This is a genomic window from Sciscionella marina DSM 45152 (genome assembly GCF_000379465.1).
GTDB lineage: Bacteria > Actinomycetota > Actinomycetes > Mycobacteriales > Pseudonocardiaceae > Sciscionella > Sciscionella marina.
Map to the genome: position 1 here is coordinate 203,218 of NZ_KB905381.1, position 19,887 is coordinate 223,104.

Consider the following 19,887-nt stretch of genomic DNA (forward strand, 5'->3'; position numbering starts at 1 on the left):
ATGACCGAGATCGTCGCCGGATTCGGTACCTCGCACGGACCGCAGCTCAAAGCCCCACCACCGGAAGCCTGGGACACCAGGGGAAAAGCCGACCGCGCCAGCAACGGCCTGAAGTTCCGCGGCGAGACGTACAGCTACGCGGGACTGCGTGAGCTGCGGGAGGATTTCGCATCGGAGATCACGCCCGAGGTCATGCGGCGACGCTGGGAGAGCTGCCAGCGGTCGATGGACCGGCTCGCGGACTTCGTCTGCGCGCAGGACATCGATGTTCTCGTCATCGTTTCCAGCGACCACAAGGAAACCTATGGCGATGAGTGGCTCGCCCCGTTCTCGGTGTACTGGGGCGATCAGGTCGCGCACGTACCGTTCACCCGCGAACAGCTCGACGCGATGGCGCCCGGCCTCGCCGAGGCGGCGGCGGGGGATGTGCCGGACCGCACGATCCTCCGGCCCACGCATCGCGAACTGGGCAAGCACATCATCCAGGCCACTCAGGCCGAGGATTTCGATACCGGTGCCACGGAAGTGATCCCGGCGGGCCGGTACGAGAACCACACCATCCCGCACGGATTCGGCTTCATCTATCAGCGGTTCCTCGGCCAGGAGTCGAGGGTTCCGATGGTGCCGGTCTTCATCAACACCTTCTGGGAACCGAACCCGCCGGGAGCCAAGCGCTGCTACGACTTCGGCCGCGCGCTCGGCAGGGCGATCCGCTCGTTTCCCGGCGAGCTACGCGTCGGTGTGGTCGCATCGGGCGGGTTGAGCCATTTCGTGATCGACGAGAAGCTCGACCGGGAATTCATCCGGGCGCTGCGTGCGCACGACGGGGACTACCTCTCGGCGATTCCCGCGGCGCAGATGCGGTCCGGCGCATCGGAACTGCGCAACTGGATCGCGGTGGCCGGGATCGCCGAGGAGACCGGCCTTTCCGTGACCGGCGCCGACTATGTGCCCTGCTACCGCACGGAAGCCGGCACCGGCAACGCCATGTGTTTCCTCGCCTGGGAACGGGAGTGACCATGACCGGCGAAGAGAACGTCACCGCGCTGCGCGAACTGGACAGTTGCGCGGTTTCCGATGCCCTCGACACGCTTGGCCTGCCCGGCGCGGTCACCGCGCTGGCCCCGATGTGGCCCGTGCCGACGGTCTTGGCCGGGCGGGTGCGCACGGTCACCGCGCAGCCCAAGGCGGCCGCCGGACCGGTGACCCACATCGCCACCCCGCTCGTGGCGAGCACCGAACCCGGGGATGTCGTGGTGATCGACAACCACGGCCGGACCGACGTGTCCTGCTGGGGCGGCCTGCTCGCCGAGGCGGCGATCCGGCGCGGTGTAGCCGGGGTCCTCGTGGACGGTGCCTGCCGCGATGTTCAGGACAGCCAGGCGCTCGCACTCCCGCTCTTCGCCCGCGCGGCCGTTCCGGTCAGCGCGCGGGGGCGCATCGTGCAGGCGGCGATGGACGAACGCATCCAGGTGGACGGCGTCTCGGTTGCCGCATACGACTACGTGATCGCCGATGTCAACGGGGTCGTGTTCCTCGCGGCTGGGGAGGCCGAACGCGTCATCGGGCTCGCGCGGCGTATCGCGGAACGTGAGGCCCGCATGGCCGACGCCGTCCGCGCGGGCCAGGACGTAAGAGAAGTCATGCACGACAGCCGATTCCCCACAGTCAGCGCGGAGTGATCCTGATGCCCGAACACCTCATCGACCGGTTCGCCGCGCTCGGCAGCGCGACGGTCTCCGACGCACTCGACAAGCTCGGGCGCCCGGGCAGCCTGCTCGGCATGGCCCCGCTGGCGGACGGACAGCGGATGATCGGCCGCGCGTTCACCGTGCGCTATGTGAGCGCTCAGGTCCCGGCCGGGACCGTCGGCGATTTCCTCGACGAGGCCGAGCCGGGCCAGGTGATCGTGCTGGACAACGACGGCAGGCTCGATTGCACGGTATGGGGCGACATTCTCACCTCGGTAGCGCACCATCGGGGCATCTCGGGAACGGTGATCGACGGTGTCTGCCGGGACACGCACCGGGCACTGTCCATCGGTTACCCCATCTACAGCCGCGGCCGGTTCATGCGCACCGGCAAGGATCGCGTCGAGGTGGCCGAGGAGCGGGGACCGGTGACCATCGGCGGAGTGACCGTGCGGCACGGCGACCTGCTCCTCGGTGATTCCGACGGCGTCGTGTCGATCCCCGGTGACCGCGAGGAACAGGTGCTCGCCACCGCCGAGATGATTCAGGCGCGCGAGGAATCGATCCTGGCCGCCGCGCTCGCCGGTGCGCCGATCGCCGAGGCGCGGGCCAGGTACGGCTACCACGATCTGCAACGGGCGGAGGCATGAGCACTGTGCACCAGGACACCCGAGAGCTGCTGGCGCTGGGCACCGCGACGCTGTACGAGGCGTCGAAGCTGGACTGTTTTCTGGACGTCGCGTTCCGCCCGGCCTGGGACGGTGCCCAGCTGGCCGGCCGTGCGGTACCGGTATGCGCGCAGCTCGGCGACAATCTCGCGCTGCACCACGGGATCGAGGCTGCGGCCCCCGGAGATGTGCTCCTCGTCGACGCAGGCGGTGCACCCTTCGGGTACTGGGGCGAGGTGATGGCGGTCGCCGCGCAGGCCCGCGGCATTCGCGGCCTGGTCATCGACGGCGGGGTCCGGGACACCGGTCAGCTCGAAACCCTGGGCTTCCCGGTGTTCAGCACGGCGATCGCCATCCGCGGCACGATCAAACAGTGGCCGGGCACGGTGGGGCGCCCGATCACCTTGCGCGGCAGGGTGATCCGGCACGGCGATGTCGTGGTCGCCGACCGGGACGGGATCGTGGTGCTCCCTGCGGAGTGCTACGAGCGGATCCTGGACGCGTCCCGCGAGCGCGTGGCGAAGGAGGAGTCCTTCATGGACCGGCTCCGCGCCGGCGAGACCACCCTGGACCTCTACGGCTTCCGCGAGCTCGGCACCCCGGAGGTGAACTCGTGACCGCCGAGCAGGAGCAGCAGCGGATCGACAGGTTCCGTCAGGCCGCCGGACGATTCGCCTCCGGCGTCACCGTGGTGACCACGGCCCTGGACGGGCACCTCTACGGGATCACGGCGACCTCCTTCGTTTCGCTGTCGCTGAACCCGCTTCTGGTGACCGTCTCCATCAATGCGCACAGCCCGATCCTCGACGAGATCCGCGCGAGCGGGGTGTTCGCGATCAACGTGCTCGGCCGCCACCAACAGGAAGTGTCCGCCAGTTTCGCCCGCAGGGGACGCGGCCGGAGCAAAGGGCGGTTCGACGCGGTCGAGACGCACACCGAGTCCACCGGCGCGCCGGTCGTCACCGGGGCACTGAGCTGGTTCGACTGCACCGTGCACACCATGCTCAGCGGTGGCGACCACATCATCCTGGTCGGGGAGGTCGTCTCGGCGGGTGGCGGTACCGGGGCGCCCTTGCTGTACTGGTCCGGCGAATACCACGAACTCGGCACAGCGGAGGAAGCCGAGGCGGACATCGGCCGGATCGCGGATTCGCTCTCCATCCAGCTGCACCTGCACGGGATGCGGACCGAGCAGCTTCTGCAAGCGCAGCACGCGGTCGAGCCGGCGGCCGCGGCGCTCGCCGCCCGCTCGGCCGCCGACGACCAGGTGGCGCAGTTGCGCGCGCTCGTCGAGGAATCGGGGAGACACCTCCAGGACTCCGTCCGGTACAACTCGCTCTCGCTGGAATTCCACTCCCGGCTCGGGATGCTCAGCGGGAATCCGGCGATCGCGGCCTCGGTCGGCGCGCTCAACCGGCCACGGGAGAACGCGTACGCCGTGCACACCAACGCCGAACGGGCGGCGCGGGCGGTCGAGGCACACCGGAGCATCCTCGAAGCGATCGAGAATCGCGACGAAACGGCCGCACGCCGGCTGATGACCGAACACCTCGGCGTGGTCGCGCAGGGGATGCCGTGCTGAACGGAGCGAGCATGGACGCGGACGTCCTCATCATCGGCGCGGGCCCGGTCGGCCTGATCGCCGCGCTGGATCTGAGCAGCCGCGGGGTTTCGGTGATCCTCGTCGAGGAACGTGATTTTCTCGAACCGCCGAGCGTCAAATGCAATCACGTCGCCTCGCGCACCATGGAGAGTCTTCGGCGGCTCGGGATCGCGGCCGAGGTGCGCGCGGCCGGGCTCCCGCGGGACTATCCACAGGATGTGGCCTTCCGGACCTCGCTGACCGGACGGGAATTCGCGCGCATCCCGATCCCGGCGAGCGGGCAACGCTACACCTCGCGGACCGGGCCGGACACCGGCTGGGCGACACCGGAACCGCCGCACCGGATCAACCAGACCTTCCTGGAACCGATCCTCGCCAGGCAGGTGGCGCGGGCCCCCGGGGTGACGCTGCTCAATCGGGTCCGTTTCCGTTCACTGGCCCAGGATTCGTCCTCGGTTTCCGCCGTCGTGTGCGATGCCGGTGGCGCGCACGAACGCACGATCCGGGTCCGCTATCTCATCGGGGCCGACGGCGGGCGTTCGCCGGTGCGCAAACAGATCGGCGCGAAACTCGGCGGCGATCCGGTGCTGCAGCACGTGCAGTCCACCTGCATCCGCGCGCCGGAGCTGTATTCCCGGATGACGGCCAGGGAACCGCGGGCATGGGGCTACTACACGTTCAACGCCCGCCGCGTCGGCCATGTGTACGCGATCGACGGTCGCGGGATGTTTCTGGTGCACACCTATCTGTCGCCGGAGGAAGCCGAGACCGAGGGAGCGGTCGACCGGGATGCCGCGATCCGAGCGATTCTCGGGGTGGACGAGATGTTCGAGTACGAGGTCGTCTCGAAGGAGGACTGGATCGCGCGCCGCCTGCTCGCCGACCGCTTCCGCGACCGGCGGGTGTTCCTCGCGGGCGACGCCTGCCATCTGTGGGTACCGTTCGCGGGTTTCGGGATGAACGCGGGGATCGCGGACGCGCTGAACCTGACCTGGCTGCTGGGCGCGTGCCTCGGCGGCTGGGCCGAAGACGGGATCCTGGACGCCTACGAAGCCGAGCGCTGGCCGATCACCGAACAGGTTTCCCGGTTCGCGATGGATCACCAGCGCAAGCTCGCCCGGCCAGGAATTCCCGGCGCGCTCGAGGAACCCACTCCGGAAGGGGAGGCCGCGCGCCGGTCGTTCGGCGCCGCGATGCGGGCGTTGAACGAGCCGCAGTTCGCCGCCGCAGGACTGAACTACGGGTACGCCTACCACGGTTCACCGATCATCGCCTACGACGGGGAAGAGGCACCCGGCTACACGATGGGCGACTACGTTCCCTCCACGGTGCCCGGTTGCCGTGCGCCGCATTGCACCCTGGCCGACGGATCCTCGCTGTACGACCACTTGTCGCCGGGCTACACGGCCGTCGTCCCGGGCGGCATCGAGGTCACCGTGCTCGCGGCGGAGGCGAGGCGCCGCGGGATCCCGTTCGCCGTTCTCGAATCGGATGTCCTGGCGCCCCAGTACCGGGAACCGGTCACTTTGATCCGGCAGGACCAGACCGTGATCTGGCGCGGTGTCCCGCCGGACCGGGAGACGTCGGCGCGGCTGTGGGAAAAGCTGCGCGGCGCGGGTGGGTGATCAGCCGCGAACGGGCGGGGCCGCCGATGGCCCCGCCCATTCGCCGGGTCAGCGGCGGATGATTTTGGTGGCCGCCATGGCTTTCAGGCCCTCCACGCCGAACTCCAGCCCGTAGCCCGAGGACTTCGTGCCGCCGAACGGGATCCCCGGATCGACACCACCGTGCTGGTTGACCCACACGGTCCCGGCCTCCATCCGCTGCGCCACCGCGGCCGCTTCCTCGGGATCGGCGCCCCACACCGAAGCGCCGAGGCCCTGCTCGGTGGCGTTGGCCCGGCGCACCGCATCGTCCACCTCGGTGTACCGGATCACCGGCAGTACCGGGCCGAACTGTTCCTCGGCGACCACGGCGGCATCGTCTTCGACCTCGGCGATGATGGTGGGCCGATAGAACAGCGGCCCCAGTTCGGCTGCGGGCGCGCCACCGGTGACGATGCGGGCCCCGCGCTCACGGGCCTCGGCGACCAGCCGGGACACGATCGCGAACTGCGCGGGATTCTGCACCGGACCGAGCCGGTTCGCCTTGTCCGTTCCCGGCCCCATGGTTGCCTTCTCGGCGCGTTCGGCCAGCGCCGAGACAAGCTCGGCGTAGAGCGAATCGTGCACGTAGAGCCGCTTGAGCGCGGCGCACACCTGGCCGGTGTTCATGAAGGCCGCCCAGAACAACTGATCGGCGACCGCGCCGACATCGGTGCCGGGCAACACGATCGCGGCGTCGTTCCCGCCGAGTTCCAGGGTGAGCCGGGCGAGGTTGCCCGCCGAGCTTTCCACGATACGGCGGCCGGTCGCGGTGGAACCGGTGAACACGATCTTCGCGATCCGCGGATGCCCGGCCAGTGCCGCGCCGACCTCGCGATCCCCGGAGACCACGGTCAGCACGCCCTCCGGCAGATGACGGCGGAGGATCCCGGCGAGCGCGAGCACACTCAGCGGGGTGTTCTCGGATGGTTTGAGCACCACCGTGTTGCCCATCCGCAGTGCGGGTGCGAAATGCCACGCGGCGATCATCACCGGGAAGTTCCACGGGCCGATCGAGGCGACCACACCGAGCGGGACATGGTGCAGCTCGGTGCGCGAGCTGCCGTCGTCCTGCAACAGCTGCGGTTCGAGCACCAGGTCCGCCGTGGTCCGCAGCCAGTGCGCGGCGCCGTGCGCTTCTCCTGCCCCGCCTGCCTTGCCCTGTTCCCGGGTGATGATCTCGCCGAGTTCCTCGGCCTGCGCATCGAGGTCGTCCGCGATCGCGTGCAGCAGCCGCGATCGTTCGGCGTGCCCCAGCGCGGCCCAGGAGGGCTGCGCGGCAGCGGCGGCGGACACCGCGGCGTTCAGCTCCCCGACCGTGTGCACCGGTGCGTGGCCGATGACTTCCCGCGTCGCGGCGTCCAGGATCGGCCGCCCGCGCTCTTCCGGAACCGAGGCGGTGGTCAGCAGTGTGTTCATGCGAAACCTTCCCTAAAAATCAACATTCAATATAGTCAATTGCGGGCAATGGGGCCAGGGGGTGCGGGCTCAGCGCAGACCGGCGAGGGTGGCCACCCGTAAGCCGACGTGGAGTTCTCGCCGGAGGCTTCCGTCGGAGAGCTCGACCTTGGCGACCGCGCGCACGCGATCCAGGCGGTAGTAGAGGGTGCTGCGGTGGACATGGAGCGCCTGCGCCGTGCGCTGCGCGTCGCAGCCGTGGTCGAGGTAGGTCTCGAGCGTCTGCGCGAGGTCGGGGCCGGACTGCGTATCGAGCAGCCGGCGCACCGTGTCCGGGAGGTCGGCGGCGCCGAGGTCTTCGAGCGGGAGTTGCAGCAGCAGCCGATCCAGGCCCAGATCCGGCCAGTGGATCACGCTCCCGTGCCCGGGGTCCGCGCCGCCGCGCAGGGCTATCCGGGCCTCCCGCTGCGAGCGGTGCGCGTGGGACAACGGGGTGTGCGCGCCGCCCACTCCGGCGCGCAGGCCGGAAAAGGCAGGCTGGGCAAGGAGAGCGGCCAGTCGTTCGGTGTCGATCTCGTATGGCACGAGCAACACGGCCGCTCCGCCGAGCACCGCGCCGACCGCCCGCAGGGTCGGGAAGGCCGGGATGGTCGACAGTGCCCGGTCCAGTGCCAGTCGAAGCGTCGCCGAGCCGGGCCCGGACCGGGCCCGGCCGGTGATCGAGATGACCGTGTAATGCGGGACGGGGGAGAGCAGGCCGCTCGCGAGCAGTTCATCGGCCGCCCGGGCGCGCTGCTCCTGCTCGCCCTCCAAGAGTGCGGTGAGCAGGCGCAGCGCGCGGTCCTGGTCCTCCCGTTCGCCCAGTGCCATGGCGGCAAGCAGCAGTCCGATCCGTGCCCGGCGTTCACGAAGCTCCTCGTCGTCGGCATAGGTGCGATCGTCGTCCTCGGGGATGGTCGAGGAGAGGTAGCCGACCAGTCGCCCCTCGTAACGGACCGGGGCGACCAGGCGGGACTGGCCGCCGTCCAGTGGCGGGATGCGGACCGGGCCTTCCGACTGGCCGACCCGATAATCCCGGATGGACTCCCGGGCTCGGGAGGATCCCTTGTGGGACAAGATGATCGTCAGCCGGGCATGGTCGACGTCCCGGTCGTGCACGCTGAACGCGATCACCGTGAAGTCCGCGTCGAACACGATGATGGGCCTGCCGAGCCGGTCGGCGTAGGCCTGGACCTGTTCTTCGAGATTCATCGCTCGCCCTCCCGGTTGGCTGCGGTACCCGCGGCCGAGTGCGATCCGTACCCGTTGTCAGCCGCCGGAGATTTGATCTATATTCATTATAGACATTTTCGAGAGGGGTTCGCATGGCACGGATGACCGGCGGGGACGCGCTCGCCAGTGCGCTCATCAGCGAGGGCGTCGACACGGTTTTCGGCATTCCCGGGGTTCAGCTGGACGGGCTGACCGACGGCATGTACCGCAAGCGTGCGGAACTGGGGTTGGTCGTGCCCCGGCATGAGCAGGCCACCAGCTATATGGCGGACGGCTACTATCGCACCTCCGGGCGGCCGGGCGTGGCGATGGTGGTGCCCGGTCCCGGTGTGCTGAACGCGGGCGCCGGGATGGCGACCGCGTACGCGTGCTCCTCGCAGGTGATGCTGCTCGCCGGGACGATCCCCTCGCCGCTGGTCGGTTCGGGACTCGGTGCGCTGCACGAGATTCCGCGGCAGACCGAGACCGTCGAGGGCCTGACGAAATGGTCCGCGCGCCCGAATCGGGTCGAGGAGATCCCGGATCTCGTGCACGAGGGATTCCGGCAGCTGCGTACCGGACGGCCGCGCCCGGTCGCGCTCGAGCTCGGTCCCGATCTCCTGCACGCGGTCGCGGACCTCGACCCCGGGGAACCGTTTCCGGTTCCGGCGCAGGAGGTGCCCGGGGACGGGGTCGCCGAACTCGCGCGGTTGCTGGAATCGAGCACCCGACCGGTGATCCACACCGGCGGCGGCATGCGTGATCCGCGCGCTTTCAAGCTGCTGGCCCGGCTGGCCGAGCTGCTGGACGCGCCCGTGGTGATGAGCGAGAACGGCCGGGGCACCATCGACGCGGAGGATCCGCATGCCCTGCCCGCGTTCGCGTTGTGGGAGCTGCGTTCCTCGGCGGACCTCGTGGTGTCGTTCGGCAGCCGGTTCCTGACGCCGTTCGGGCAGCAGCTGAACATCGGCGGCGCCCGGCTGGCGCTGGTCAACATCGACGCGAACGACCTCGGTGCGCCGCGCCGTCCCGACCTCGCGGTCAACGCCGATGCCGTGGCGGTGCTGACCGCGCTGGTGGAACGGCTCACGCCGCGCTCGGCCTGGGGCACGGAGCTGCGCCGGATCCGGGAGGACTGCGCGACCCGGATCCGGCAGCAGGTCGCTCCCCAGCTGGAGTTCGTGGACGCGATCCGTGCGGCGCTGCCCGCGGACGGGGTCTACGTCAACGAGCTGACCCAGATCGGCTACGTGTCCACGTACGGGTTTCCGGTGCGGGCGCCGCGCTCCTATGTGTGGCCCGGGTATCAGGGCACGCTCGGCTACGCGATGCCGACCGCGCTCGGCGCCGCGGTCGGCGCGGGCGGGCGTCCGGTGGTCGCGGTGACCGGGGACGGCGGGATCGGCTGGTCGATGCAGGAGTTCGCGACCGCGAAGAAGTACGGCATCCCGTTGGTGACCGTGCTGTTCGAGGACGCGCGTTTCGGCAATGTGTGGCGGATTCAGCGGGACACCTACGGCGGCCGGTTCATCGGCTCCGAGTTGACCAACCCCGATTTCGGCACGCTGGCACAGGCGTTCGGGCTGGACTCCGCGCTCGCCGAGGACGCAGCAGCGGTCGGAAAGCACGTGGCGGCCGCGATCGAGGCCCGGCGCCCGGCGATCGTGCGGGTGCCGGTCGAGGTGTTCCCCTCCCCGTGGCCGCTGATCCACGAACCGAAGCGCTGATCCGGCCGAGCGTCGGTCCGTGCCCCGGTGGTGTTCGGCATCGGGATCCTCCGACACGGTCCGTACCATTGTGGTGACGCAGGCGGAGAATCACTACTATCAATATAGACGATGCCGGGTGGGTAGTGATCCGGTGCGCCGCTCGTTGTCACCACGTGACTCGATTCCGGCGGCGTCGCCGGAATCGAGTACTCGGAGGACTTCTTGTCGCAGATCACGAACACCGCCACCGCCGTCCAGATCGCCCGCGCGCTCGAGGGTCAGATCGTCTCGGAGGGCTGGGACGCCGGGCATTTCGTCGGACGGCGGCAGGAGCTGATGGCGCGCTTCGGGGTCGCACCCGCCACGCTGAGCGAAGCGATCCAGCTGTTGCGCGCCCGGGGGATCGTCGACGCCAAACCGGGCCCCGGTGGCGGGATCTTCGTCGCGACGCGCTCGCCCTTCACGCAGCTCAGCGACCAGCTGCTCCGGCTGCGTGAGGGAAAGGCGACGGTGGAGAACTGCCTGCACGTCCTCGACGCGCTCGACGGATCGGTGCTGCAGCACGCGGTGGAGAACGCGAGTGAGGACGACATCGCGGAGATCTCGGCGTGCGCGGAAGCGCTGCGGGCGGCGTGGGATTCCCCGGAGGCGCCCACCGCCATGTGGGCGCTGCACGCGCGGATCGCCCAGGTGTCGCCGAACGAACTGCTGCGCAGCCTGTACACGAATCTGGTCGACTACATCGTCGCCGCCCAGCTCGAGGGCGTCACCGCACCGGCGACTCCGGAACGGTTGCAGACTCACCTCGATTTCGCCGAGGCGGTCGTGCGCGGGGACCACGAGCTCGCGTCCTCGGCGATCGCGCGGCACCGCAGGCCGGTGGCGGACGGCCGGACTTCCTGACTCCGCGGCATTTTCCGGTTCCGCTCGGTATTCCCCCGGTTCTGCTCGGTTCGGTGAACGAGCAATGGATTTACGCGCGTCAAAAATTGTGTATATTCATTACAGATAATCATCGGCCTGAGGAGGATGCATGCTGCTGGAGCTCCGCAGTGTGGTCGACCGCGTGCTCGCCGCCCCGGATCGCTCGGCACGCGGCACACTGCCACCGATCCGGTTGTCCCAGAACGAAATGCCCTGGGCGCCTTCGGGTGCGGTCACCGCGGCCATGACCGACGCGGTCCGGAACGCCCACCGCTATCCCGATTACCACCGCCGCGCCGCGCGCACCGCGGTCGCCGAGGCGATGGGGCTGACCCAGGAACGGATCGCGATCGACAACGGTTCCGGCTCGCTGCTGCACGCGCTCGCCCGGCTGGTGTGTGAACCGGGCGTGCACGGAGTCCGTCCTGCTCCGTCTTTCGAGGCCTACAATGCCGCGCTTTCGCTCGCCGGCGCGGAATCCACGGAGGTCGGTCTCGACACCGGCGGCGCGATGGATCTCGACGCGATGCTGGCCCCGATCGGCCCCGATACCCGCATCGTCTATCTGTGCAATCCGAACAATCCGACCGGCGGGCTGCGAAGTGCCGGGGACATCCGGGATTTCCTGCGGCGCGTTCCGGCACGCGTACTGGTCGTCGTGGACGAGGCCTACCGCGAGTTCGTGTCCGCCGAGCCGGTGGACGCCACGGTCGGACTGCTCGAGGAGTTCGAGAATCTCGTGCTGCTTCGGACTTTGTCCAAGGCACACGGCCTCGCGGGACTCCGCGTCGGCTACGCGGCCGCCGCGCCCAGGATCGCCGAGGCACTGCGCCGCACCTCCGTCGGGTTCGCGCTGAACAGCGTGGCCGAGGCCGCCGTCATCGCGACGATGGGGCCGGATGGTTCGGCCGTGCTGCGCGAGCGGGTCGCGGCCATCGTCGCCGAACGCGTCCGTGTGGAGGCCACGCTGCGTGCCGGGAACGTTCCGTTCGTGCCCAGCCAGGCGAATTTCCTTTTCCTGCGCGGGGATGCCGCGGACATCTCGTCCCGGCTCGAAGCGCGTGGCGTGCTCGCCCGGCCGTTCCAGCAGGCCGGTGGAGTTCGGGTGACGATCGGGCTGCCGGAGGAGAACGATGCGGTGCTGGCCGCCCTTCGCTGAGCCTGTTCGGTGGTCCGGCGGCGCCGATGCATGCGCCGCCGGGCGAGGCCGCCGGGTCCGTGCTTGCTGCGACACGGTGTCGCAGGATCGCCGGAGGACTTCGGAGCGCGGTTCGATGAGCCGCGGCGGCCGGGTTCCTACGCTCACAGGAATGACGGACGGAGTGGTCTGTCCCCATGGTGGGACTCCTGCCGTTCGCAGGAAGGGACGTGGCAGTGACGGAGAGCCGATTCGAGCTTGACCGGCGGGCGTCGATGCGCCGTTCGGTCACCGGCGGGGCACTCAAGACGACCCTGCTCGCCGGGCTCACGCTGATTTTCGTCTATCCCGTGGCGATGATCGTGCTCGGCGCCTTCCGCGACGGATTGCCGTCCGACAACAGACCGCTCACCTTCGGCGGTCTCCTCGCGGCCTTCGAGTCGCCGGAAACCTGGCGCACCCTGTGGAATTCGGTCGTGCTCGTGGTCGTGTGCGGCACGATCGCGGTCGTCGGCGGTGGGCTGTTCGCCTGGATCGCGGCCAATACGAATGTTCCGGGCAGGCGGCTGCTCACCCCGATCATGGTGATCAACCTGTTCGTCCCGCCGCTGTTCCACACGCTCGGCTGGGTCATGCTCGGCAACGCGCAGAACGGTCTGCTCAACCAGCTCGGGCGGGCGTTCGGCATGTCCGGCCCGCTGATGAACATCCAGGGCTGGGGCGGGCTGATCCTGCTGACCTCGCTCGGGTACATGCCGTTCGCGTATCTGCTGCTGCTCGGCGCGTTCAAGAACCGGGACCAGTCGCTGGACGAGGCGGCCGCGATCAGTGGCGCGGGAACGGTGCGCACCTTCTTCACCGTCACCTTGCCCTCGGTCGGGCCCGCGATCACCGGCGCGGGGCTGCTGATCGCGGTGCTGGTGTTCCAGTCGTTCGACGGGCCGCAGGTGATCGGCCGCCAGGCGGGCATCTTCGTGTTCTCCACGGAGATCTACCGGTACGTCCGAGACGAAGCGCCTGCCGAATACACCAAGGCGTTCGCGCTTTCCCTCGTGCTGATCCTGCTGGTGCTGCTGCTGTTCCTGGCTCAGCGCTGGCTGTTGCGCGGCCGCAGTTTCACCACGCTGACCGGGAAGACCTCGCGGCGTGATCCGCAGGAGCTCGGCCCGGTCCGCTGGGTGCTCTCCGCCCTGATCGCCGTGGTCGTGCTGCTGAACTTCCTGCTCCCGCTGTTCGCGATGATTCTCGGCAGTCTCCAGCCGATCTTCGGGGTCACCAGTACCGGGCTCACCCTCGACAACTACGCCACGATGCTCACCGATCCACGGTTCAGCTCGAGTCTCGCGCTGACCGCGTGGCTCGCGGTCATCGGCGGCTTCGGCTCGATCTCGGTCGCACTGCTCACCACCTACGTCACCGCGCGCCGCAAGGGATTCATCGGTGGCTACACCTCGTTCGCGGTGTGGATTCCGTGGGCACTGCCCGGTGTGGTGCTCGGGCTCGCCTACATGTTCGCGGTGCTCTACATTCCCGCCTTCCGCGCCCTGTACGGCTCAGCATTCCTGATGACACTGGTGCTCATCGTCGCCACCATTCCGGTCTCCAGCCGGATCGCCGAGGGCGCGCTCGCCCAGCTTTCCCCGGAGCTGGAGGAGGCGGGCCGGATATCGGGTGCGGGCGCGGGCCGCGTGTTGCTGACGATTGTGCTGCGGCTGGTGATTCCGAGTTTCCTCGCGGGATGGTTCCTTTCCGCGTTGTTCATCTCCGGAAACCTCGCCGTGCCGATGCTGCTGGCTCCGCCCGGCCTCGAACCGGTCTCGCTGACCGCGTTCCAGCAGTTCCTCGACGGCGATATGGCCAAGGGCGCGGCGCTGTTCATGATCATCCTGATCGCCGCGTTCGCCGTGCTGGCGCTCGCCGCGCTCTCCGTGAAGCTGGGTGGCCGGATCCTGGGCCGCACCGAACGGTTCGCCAACCCGCTATCCCGCATCACCGACTGATCCGAGAGGAAGAACAATGAGGTTCTCCCGCACGAAACCGCGCAGGCTCGCGCTGGCGTTCACCGCAGGTCTGCTCGCCGCGCTGGCCGCCTGCTCCTCCGCGGTCCCGGCCAAGTCGCGTGTACCGATCCGGGTTCCCGGTGTCTCGGCAGAAGCGGACAAGTACATGAACCAGCTGTACGACAAGGCCTTCGCGGACGGCAACACCCGGCTGGTGCTGTACGGGCCAGGGGTGTCCGCCAACCAGAAACTCAACGATGCCTTCACCAGACGCTTTCCCGGGATCGAACTGCTCCAGCAGGACCAGGCCGACGCCCAGATCCTCACCAAGCTCGACACCGAGGCGGAGAGCGGAAACCGGATCGCGGATGTCTACGTGGGCGGCGAATCGCCTCAGGCGGCGGCGAAACCAGACATCTGCACATCGGCGGATGTGCGCACCGTGGACGCGGGTTTCAAGGTTCCGACCGACAACGGAGGCAAACTCACCTACTTCGCCTTGCGCTACTTCGGATTCGTGTACAACACCGATCAGGTGCGCGAGCAGGACGCGCCGAAAGACTGGCACGATCTGCTCGATCCGAAGTGGAAGGGCAAGATCGCGGTCGGCGATATGACCGTCCCCGGCGGGATCCGGTACGCGCTGGAATCGCTGATGCTGCCGGAGAACGAGCAGAAGTGGGGGCACTCCTACGTCCGGCGGCTGGCCGCGCAGAATCTGCAGGTCTCGCAGTCCGAACAGGTCGTGCCCACCGATGTCGCCAGCGGTCGGTTCCCGGTCGGTATCGCCGTGTACCAGGGCTACTACGAGGATCAGAAGAAGAAGGGGGCACCGCTGGGCATGGTGTTCCCCCTGAAGGACGGCGGGAACTACATGGCGCGTTCGGCACTGTGCCTCATCAAGGACGCGCCGGACGCCGAGGTGGCGCAGTTGTACGTCAACTGGCTCTATTCGCCCGAAGGGCAGCGGGCACTGGCCGAGAAGGACAACTCCTATGGCTGGACGCCCGCGGCCCCGGGCCCGAAAGGTCTGCCGCCGCTGGACAAACTGCCGCGACTGCCGTTCTCCAACCCGAAGCCCGAGTTCAACAAGCCCTACTTCGCATTCATCAACAAGGCGTTCAAGAAGTAGCGCGGACGCCCTTTCCACAGCGGCCGAAGAGAAAGCGCAGAGCACGATGACCGAGGTTCAGGTATCCGCACTCACCAAGAAATACGGCGCGAAGGCCGCGCTGCACGAACTGGATCTGACGATCGGTTCCGGGCAGTTCGTGACGCTGCTCGGGCCCTCGGGTTGCGGCAAGACGACGACCCTGCGCTGCCTGGCCGGGCTGGAGCGGCCGAGTTCGGGGCGGATCGTCATGGGCGATCGCGTCCTCGTCGACACCGAGCGGCGCACCTTCGTTCCCGCGGACAAGCGCCGGGTCGGCATGGTGTTCCAGAGTTACGCGCTCTGGCCGCACCTGAGCGTCGCGGAGAACGTGGCCTACCCGCTCAAGGTCGCCAGGATGCCTGGCAGGGACCGCGCCCGGCGGGTGCAGGAGATGCTCGAGGCGGTCGGTCTCGCCGAGTTCGGGAAGCGCCCGGCAACCGCTCTTTCCGGCGGTCAGCAGCAGCGGGTGGCGCTGGCCAGGGCACTGGCCGCCAGGCCGGGGGTGATCTTCTACGACGAACCTCTGTCCAATTTGGACAGCAAGCTGCGTTATCAGATGGGGCAACAGGTTCGTTCCCTGCACAACCGATTCGAGACGACCTCGGTCTACGTGACCCACGATCAGGAGGAAGCGATCACGCTGTCCGACCGGATCATCGTGATGAGTGAAGGAGTCCTGGTCCAGTCCGGCACACCGAGCGATCTGTTCGACCGGCCGAACTCCGCGTACGTGGCGGATTTCATGGGTTTCCAGAACATTCTTCCGGGCACCGTCACCGGTGTGCGCGACAGGACCGCCGAGGTACGCGTGGACGACACCTCGCTGCTGCTCTCCGGAACCGTGACCGGTGAGATCTCGGCGGGCGATCGCGCGGACATCGCGTTCCGTGCCGCGCATGTCCGGCAGTGCCCCGGTGGCCCCGGAACCGGGAGGTTTCGGGGGACCATCGAGCGGACGACCTACCTCGGCAGTGCCGTCAACCTCCTGATCCACGCCGACGGGCTCCCGATGCGTGTGCGCATCGAGACCTCGGAGCTGTCCGCGGACGAGATTCCGGCGGCGGGCGAGGAACACACCCTCGCCGTGAACCCGGACCGCGCCGTTGTCATCCCGTACGCGGGCGCGAAGCAGGCCGGGGACGCCCGCCCGGCCACGATGACCGATGCCGCCGTCACATCCCGCTGACGCCGGAAACAGGGAGGAATCCGTGCCAGAACAAGACCCCTCCGCAAGGCCGCGGATCCGGGAGCTCGCCGAGATCGGCGGACGCACCGACACCCGCGACGTCCTCGCCCACGCGACCGCGCAGGCGCACCGGGAATACGACGACTACTTCATCGTGGACATCGACGCGCACGTCTCGGAGGACCACTTCTGGGCCGAGGTGCTCGAGCTCATCGACAACGATGTGTGGCGTCATATCGGCATGGATCAGCTCGGCAAATTCGCCGGCAACAACGCGCTGCTGAACATCCAGCCCGGTATGTCCCAGCAGAGCGTCGGCGGCCGGATCGGGCACCAGGGACGCAAGGAACCGCTGGACGGGGTAACCGGACATCCCTTCGTCGGCGCGGCGCGGCGCGGGATGGACGCGATGGGGCTCGACTATCAGGTGGTGTTCCCGAGCGCGATGCTCCTGCTCGGCATGCATCCGCAGGACGAGATCGAGGTGGTGCTCGGCAGGGCGTTCAACCGCTGGCTCACCGAAGTCGTGCTGCCGCAGGACGATCGGCTCAAGGGCATGTTGTACCTGCCGTACAACACCCCGGAAGCCTGCGAGGAACTGGTCGAGCGGTACGCCGGTGACGACGGGATCATCGGGTACACCGTGTGCTCGACACGCAACAACCCGGTCCATTCCGATGTGTACACGAGGCTGTACAAGCTGATCGAGGACAGTGGCAAGCCGCTGGCCTTCCACTCGGGCTACCACTGGGGCGATCCGTCTTTCGCGCAGCTCAACCGGTTTCTCTCCATGCACGCGCTGTCGTTCACGCACTACAACCAGATCCACGTGACCAACTGGATCATCAACGCGATGCCGGAGCGGTTCCCGAAGCTCAGGATGGTCTGGGTGGAAAGCGGGCTGGCCTGGATCCCGTTCCTCATGCAGCGGCTCGACCACGAGGTGCTGATGCGCCCGAGCGAGGCGCCGGGCCTGACCCGGTTGCCGAGCGAGTACATGCGGGACATGTGGTATACGAGCCAGCCGATGGAGCGCACCAGCATGGAGCTGCTCGAAGCGGGGATGAAGGCGTTCGGCGCCGAGACACAGCTGCTCTACTCCTCGGACTGGCCGCACTGGGACTGGGACGCACCGTCGACGATCACGCGGCTGCCGTTCCTTTCCGAACAGGCCAAGCGCAACATCCTCGGGCTCAACGCGGCCCGCGTGTTCAACCTGCCCACCGACCGCAGAAAGCCCGCCGCGCAGCGCGTGCTCCAGGACCGACCCGGGATTTCGTGACATGACCGCCTTCGCAGACCTGACCGAGACCGTCGCCCGCCTCGGCGAGCTGACCCGCGAGATCACCGAACACGATTCGGGAGCCGAGGTCGCGGACGAACAGATCGCCGAGGTGTTGTATGCGGCCGCCCGGCTGTTCGCCGCGAAAACCGACCGGGTGGGCAAGATCGCCTGGCCGATCCGCGAGGACGCGCTGACCGCGACCGAGACGGTGGTACTGGTGACCGCGTTGCTCGACGCCGCGGATGTGAACCTGTTCGATATGGCGATCTGGTACCGGAGGGCGGAATGAGCGCTGCACAGCACGAGATCGTCGTTGCCGGACTGGCCGACCTCGAGGAACGCGAACGCCTCGTGGTGGAGGTGGACGGGGTGGAGCTCGGCATCTACTTCCATGCCGGTGAAGTACGCGCCTGGCACAACGTGTGCCCGCACCAGGGCGGCCCGGTGTGCCAGGGCAAGATCATGCCGCGGACCGTGCAGACGGTGCGCGAGGACCGCAAGAACGGCGGTCCCGCCTTCCACCCGTCCGATCGCACCATCGTCTGTCCCTGGCACGGCTTCGAGTTCGACATCGGCACCGGACGGCACCCGTCCGCTCCCGGGATCGGACTGCGGCCGATTCCGGTGCGGGTGCAGGGCGATGACGTCATCGTGACGATCCGCGGTGACCAGCCGGGTTTCCCGGGGCGGTGACCTCCTCCGCTGCCGGGGAAGCTGCCGGGGACCGGGGCTCGCCGCGGGCGGCGGGCCCCGCGGATCACTCGTTCTCCCGCATCTTGACGCGTACCCAGCGGCGCATCAGCAGCAGTCCGATACCGGCGAGGACCGCGGCACCACCGATGATCAGGAAGTACGGGGTCTCGGTGTCCACACTGTACAGCGGGGTGACGACACCGTTGATTCCGTCGGCCGCGGCATTGCTCAGCAGCCACAGACCGACCATCTGCGAACTGAACGCGACCGGGGCGAGCCGGGTGCTCACGGCGTTGCCGACCGGCTGGGCCAGCAGCTGGCCGACCACGCTGACCGCGAAGCTGCCGATCAGCCACCAGGGACTGACCAGTCCGGCCTCGCCCGCGGGGATGATCAGCATCAGGAACGAAATCCCGCCGATGATCACGCCGAGCCCGATCTTGGTCGGCGTGCTGATCTGCCGAGTGCCCAGCCTGGTCCACATCCAGGCGAAGATCGGCGCCAGGATGAGTACCGTGATCGGCTCGACGGTCTGGAAGAACTCCGGATTGACCGAGACCCCGAACACGTTCCTGTCGATGCGGCTCGCCGCGTAAACCGCGCCGATACTGGGTTTCTGGTCATTGATCATCGCGAAGAAGATCGAGGCGAGGAACATCGGGATGAGCGCCCAGACCCGGGACCGTTCGAGTTCGGTGACCTTCTTGCTGCGCAGGATCACCCAGAAATAGACGATCGGCAGGACGATCCCCACTGCCGAGATCGTGTAGATCACCAGGTCGACCGAGAGCACCCCGCACAGTCCGGTGATGACGAAGTAGGCCAGCAGCACCAGTGAACCGAGCAGAATGGCGCGCCCGATCCGGCCGCGCTCTTCCGGGGTGATCGGATTCGCCGGTGCCTTGCCCGTTCCGGCGAGCAGCCTGCGGCTGACCGTGTACCAGACCACGCCGATGGCCATGCCGACCGCGGCGGCCGCGAAGCCGAGATGGAATCCGCCCGCGCTGCGCAGCCCGCCGACCACCAGCGGAGCGAGGAACGCTCCCAAATGGACACTCATCCAGAAGATCAGGAATCCGCCGTCACGGCGGGTGTCCTTCTCCCCGTAGAGATTGCCGACCAGCCGGGAAACGTTCGGTTTGAGCAGTCCGGTGCCGAGAATGATCAGCATCAGCCCGCTGTACAACGTGCCGACCCCGCCGCCGGGCAGGGACAGCACGATGTGCCCGCACATGATCACCAGTGCACCGATCGCGACCGCGCGCTGGGCCCCGAAAACCCGGTCGGCGAGCCAGGCGCCGATCGGGCTGGTCATGTACAGCATCGCGCCGTACACCGAGACCAGCGCGGTCGCGAGTTCCCTGGACAGCCCGAGACCACCGGAACTGACCTGGTAGTACATGTAATACGCGAGAATCGCACGCATGCCGAAGTAGGAGAAACGTTCCCAGAACTCCGTGGCGAACAGGTTCGACAGGCCCCAGGGGTGCCCGAAAAACCCGTACTGCTGCCGAGTTTCCCGCTCGGTATCGGTTGCCGTCACTG

At 68.2% G+C, this 19,887-nt stretch carries 18 protein-coding genes; 15 read left to right on the forward strand and 3 right to left on the reverse strand.

Features of this window, described 5'->3' with window-relative positions; translation table 11 throughout:
- Genes A37U_RS0106900 through A37U_RS0106925 form a run of 6 tightly spaced genes read left to right on the forward strand, consistent with a single transcriptional unit; the run spans position 1 to position 5,587 of the window.
- Positions 1–1,017, forward strand: coding sequence for a DODA-type extradiol aromatic ring-opening family dioxygenase (locus A37U_RS0106900; RefSeq protein WP_020495888.1), 1,017 nt, complete (start codon positions 1–3; stop codon positions 1,015–1,017).
- 2 nt (positions 1,018–1,019) lie between these two features.
- Positions 1,020–1,682 carry an RraA family protein gene (locus tag A37U_RS0106905; RefSeq protein WP_040586822.1) on the forward strand — a complete coding sequence of 221 codons (663 nt, stop codon included), beginning with the start codon at positions 1,020–1,022 and terminating at the stop codon, positions 1,680–1,682.
- 5 nt (positions 1,683–1,687) lie between these two features.
- Positions 1,688–2,341, forward strand: a complete 654-nt coding sequence (locus A37U_RS0106910; protein WP_026196943.1) for an RraA family protein — start codon at positions 1,688–1,690, stop codon at positions 2,339–2,341.
- The gene (locus tag A37U_RS0106915) at positions 2,338–2,976 is read left to right on the forward strand and encodes a 4-carboxy-4-hydroxy-2-oxoadipate aldolase/oxaloacetate decarboxylase (protein ID WP_020495891.1); all 639 of its coding nucleotides are present in this window, start codon (positions 2,338–2,340) and stop codon (positions 2,974–2,976) included. The genes A37U_RS0106910 and A37U_RS0106915 overlap by 4 nt, the downstream gene beginning before the upstream one ends.
- Positions 2,973–3,941: a flavin reductase gene (locus tag A37U_RS0106920; RefSeq protein WP_020495892.1), complete on the forward strand. Its 969-nt coding sequence runs from the start codon at positions 2,973–2,975 to the stop codon at positions 3,939–3,941. Before A37U_RS0106915 ends, A37U_RS0106920 begins: the two co-directional genes overlap by 4 nt.
- A gap of 11 nt (positions 3,942–3,952) precedes the next feature.
- Positions 3,953–5,587, forward strand: coding sequence for an FAD-dependent oxidoreductase (locus A37U_RS0106925; protein WP_040587000.1), 1,635 nt, complete (start codon positions 3,953–3,955; stop codon positions 5,585–5,587).
- A gap of 48 nt (positions 5,588–5,635) precedes the next feature.
- Here the strand turns inward: A37U_RS0106925 and A37U_RS0106930 are convergent, their stop codons facing one another.
- Together A37U_RS0106930 and A37U_RS0106935 are read right to left on the reverse strand one after the other, a co-directional pair.
- Positions 5,636–7,024 carry an aldehyde dehydrogenase family protein gene (locus A37U_RS0106930; RefSeq protein WP_020495894.1) on the reverse strand — a complete coding sequence of 463 codons (1,389 nt, stop codon included), beginning with the start codon at positions 7,022–7,024 and terminating at the stop codon, positions 5,636–5,638.
- Positions 7,025–7,093: 69 nt separating this feature from the next.
- The gene (locus A37U_RS0106935; protein ID WP_020495895.1) at positions 7,094–8,254 is read right to left on the reverse strand and encodes a PucR family transcriptional regulator; all 1,161 of its coding nucleotides are present in this window, start codon (positions 8,252–8,254) and stop codon (positions 7,094–7,096) included.
- A 113-nt stretch (positions 8,255–8,367) separates the two neighbouring features.
- Here A37U_RS0106935 and A37U_RS0106940 point away from each other — a divergent pair, with 113 nt between their 5' ends.
- From A37U_RS0106940 to A37U_RS0106980, 9 genes are all read left to right on the forward strand, one after another.
- Positions 8,368–9,981 carry a thiamine pyrophosphate-binding protein gene (locus A37U_RS0106940; RefSeq protein ID WP_020495896.1) on the forward strand — a complete coding sequence of 538 codons (1,614 nt, stop codon included), beginning with the start codon at positions 8,368–8,370 and terminating at the stop codon, positions 9,979–9,981.
- A gap of 204 nt (positions 9,982–10,185) precedes the next feature.
- The gene (locus A37U_RS0106945) at positions 10,186–10,866 is read left to right on the forward strand and encodes a FadR/GntR family transcriptional regulator (RefSeq protein WP_020495897.1); all 681 of its coding nucleotides are present in this window, start codon (positions 10,186–10,188) and stop codon (positions 10,864–10,866) included.
- A 130-nt stretch (positions 10,867–10,996) separates the two neighbouring features.
- Positions 10,997–12,046 (forward strand): pyridoxal phosphate-dependent aminotransferase, encoded by a 1,050-nt coding sequence (locus A37U_RS0106950; protein WP_020495898.1) that lies wholly within the window; start codon positions 10,997–10,999, stop codon positions 12,044–12,046.
- A gap of 215 nt (positions 12,047–12,261) precedes the next feature.
- Complete coding sequence (locus tag A37U_RS0106955; protein ID WP_157182719.1) at positions 12,262–14,025, forward strand: ABC transporter permease; 1,764 nt, start codon at positions 12,262–12,264, stop codon at positions 14,023–14,025.
- A 16-nt stretch (positions 14,026–14,041) separates the two neighbouring features.
- A complete protein-coding gene (locus tag A37U_RS0106960) occupies positions 14,042–15,157 on the forward strand; it encodes an ABC transporter substrate-binding protein (RefSeq protein WP_020495900.1) in 1,116 nt (371 codons plus the stop codon).
- A 46-nt stretch (positions 15,158–15,203) separates the two neighbouring features.
- A complete protein-coding gene (locus A37U_RS0106965) occupies positions 15,204–16,364 on the forward strand; it encodes an ABC transporter ATP-binding protein (RefSeq protein WP_020495901.1) in 1,161 nt (386 codons plus the stop codon).
- Between the two features lie 22 nt (positions 16,365–16,386).
- Complete coding sequence (locus A37U_RS0106970) at positions 16,387–17,646, forward strand: amidohydrolase family protein (protein ID WP_157182670.1); 1,260 nt, start codon at positions 16,387–16,389, stop codon at positions 17,644–17,646.
- Position 17,647: 1 nt separating this feature from the next.
- On the forward strand, positions 17,648–17,938 hold the full coding sequence (locus A37U_RS0106975) for a hypothetical protein (RefSeq protein ID WP_020495903.1): 291 nt from the start codon (positions 17,648–17,650) through the stop codon (positions 17,936–17,938).
- Complete coding sequence (locus A37U_RS0106980) at positions 17,935–18,342, forward strand: Rieske (2Fe-2S) protein (protein ID WP_020495904.1); 408 nt, start codon at positions 17,935–17,937, stop codon at positions 18,340–18,342. Before A37U_RS0106975 ends, A37U_RS0106980 begins: the two co-directional genes overlap by 4 nt.
- Positions 18,343–18,406: 64 nt before the next feature.
- Here A37U_RS0106980 and A37U_RS0106985 read toward each other — a convergent pair whose 3' ends face one another.
- Positions 18,407–19,885 carry a peptide MFS transporter gene (locus A37U_RS0106985; protein ID WP_020495905.1) on the reverse strand — a complete coding sequence of 493 codons (1,479 nt, stop codon included), beginning with the start codon at positions 19,883–19,885 and terminating at the stop codon, positions 18,407–18,409.
- Between the last annotated feature and the right edge of the window lie 2 nt (positions 19,886–19,887).

Bases quoted from the DNA above. Each gene is read 5' to 3' on its own strand.
- A37U_RS0106900 (WP_020495888.1), top strand. From the start codon at position 1: ATGACCGAGATCGTCGCCGGATTCGGTACCTCGCACGGACCGCAGCTC.
- A37U_RS0106905 (WP_040586822.1), top strand. From the start codon at position 1,020: ATGACCGGCGAAGAGAACGTCACCGCGCTGCGCGAACTGGACAGTTGC.
- A37U_RS0106910 (WP_026196943.1), top strand. From the start codon at position 1,688: ATGCCCGAACACCTCATCGACCGGTTCGCCGCGCTCGGCAGCGCGACG.
- A37U_RS0106915 (WP_020495891.1), top strand. From the start codon at position 2,338: ATGAGCACTGTGCACCAGGACACCCGAGAGCTGCTGGCGCTGGGCACC.
- A37U_RS0106925 (WP_040587000.1), top strand. From the start codon at position 3,953: ATGGACGCGGACGTCCTCATCATCGGCGCGGGCCCGGTCGGCCTGATC.
- A37U_RS0106930 (WP_020495894.1), bottom strand. From the start codon at position 7,024: ATGAACACACTGCTGACCACCGCCTCGGTTCCGGAAGAGCGCGGGCGG.
- A37U_RS0106935 (WP_020495895.1), bottom strand. From the start codon at position 8,254: ATGAATCTCGAAGAACAGGTCCAGGCCTACGCCGACCGGCTCGGCAGG.
- A37U_RS0106940 (WP_020495896.1), top strand. From the start codon at position 8,368: ATGGCACGGATGACCGGCGGGGACGCGCTCGCCAGTGCGCTCATCAGC.
- A37U_RS0106950 (WP_020495898.1), top strand. From the start codon at position 10,997: ATGCTGCTGGAGCTCCGCAGTGTGGTCGACCGCGTGCTCGCCGCCCCG.
- A37U_RS0106960 (WP_020495900.1), top strand. From the start codon at position 14,042: ATGAGGTTCTCCCGCACGAAACCGCGCAGGCTCGCGCTGGCGTTCACC.
- A37U_RS0106965 (WP_020495901.1), top strand. From the start codon at position 15,204: ATGACCGAGGTTCAGGTATCCGCACTCACCAAGAAATACGGCGCGAAG.
- A37U_RS0106975 (WP_020495903.1), top strand. From the start codon at position 17,648: ATGACCGCCTTCGCAGACCTGACCGAGACCGTCGCCCGCCTCGGCGAG.
- A37U_RS0106980 (WP_020495904.1), top strand. From the start codon at position 17,935: ATGAGCGCTGCACAGCACGAGATCGTCGTTGCCGGACTGGCCGACCTC.